This is a genomic window from Nonomuraea sp. NPDC052116, from assembly GCF_040680035.1.
Lineage (GTDB): Bacteria > Actinomycetota > Actinomycetes > Streptosporangiales > Streptosporangiaceae > Nonomuraea > Nonomuraea angiospora_A.
The window spans coordinates 1-1,001 of sequence record NZ_JBFAWA010000115.1 but is presented as its reverse complement, the minus strand read 5'-3'; the positions used below and the strand labels follow the sequence as shown (position 1 = coordinate 1,001).

The 1,001-nt window shown below is 71.0% G+C and carries 1 pseudogene; it reads right to left on the bottom strand.

What is annotated here, in order from left to right:
* Positions 1-1,001, bottom strand: a pseudogene (locus tag AB0L65_RS62930) (type IV secretion protein Rhs); the annotation flags it as partial.

Here is a 1,001-nt window from a genome sequence, read left to right as displayed (position 1 = left end):
CCGCTGTTGTTGCCGAACACCGGCACCGTCTGGACCGACTTCGTCTCCGCCTTGCCGGTGACCCAGCCGGGCAGCCGGTTCAGGCCGAAGGTGTACTGGGTGCCGTCGGCGCCGGTGACCCGCCAGTACTCGCCGTTGTTGTCGCCGTTGGTGGCGCCGGTGAGGTACTCGATGCGGGTGCCGTCGTCGCGCTTGGGCCGCCACTGCTTGCTCGTGGCGTCCTTGACCAGCTCGACGGCCGAGTTGCCGAGCGACAGGGTGACGTTCTCCCCGTCCCAGCACAGGTCGCCGGTCTTCTTGCCGTCGACCATGCAGGACTTGTAGCGGCGCTCGATGTAGCCGCTGGGGTTCAGCTCGAAGCCCTCACCGACCCAGGAGGCCTGGTTGTTGGTGGAGGCGGTGCGACCGTCCACGCTCTGGGAGGAGTAGTCGATCGACAACTCCGGCTCGTCGCCGCCCAGCGCGGGAGGGGTGCGCAGGTCGTAGTCCCAGTTGAAGTCGCCGGTCTGGGGACCGACGCCCCAGCTCGCCGACGGGGCGAGCGAGGTGGCGGAGTGGTCGCCGGACTGGCCCGAGGCGGCCGCCGTGACCGCGTACAGGCCGGCCGGCTCGAACTCGGCCGTCAGCGTGCCCGCCTTCGGGTCGTTCTCGCTCTTGACCGGCTGGGGGGCGGCGCAGCCGTCCGCCTCGGTCAGGGCGCACTCCTCCAGCTTGACCACGCGGAGCCGGGCGCCGTAGTCGCCGCCGTAGGCGTAGCGGAAGCCGGAGTAGTCGATCTGCAGGCGGGACTTCTTGCCGGACGCGGCCTTGAGGCTCGCTCCCTGGCCGGGCGATACGCGCATCGCGAGGCCGAGCAGTTTGGAGTCGAGGAGCTCGACGCGTACCGGGTCGGAGGTCTCGGCCTTGGCGGCGGCGGCTTTGGCGTCTTTCTGCGGGGCCAGCTTCACGGGGAAGCCGGTCGCCGCCAGGGTGCTCGCCCCGGTGCCGCCCAGCTCCGCTGC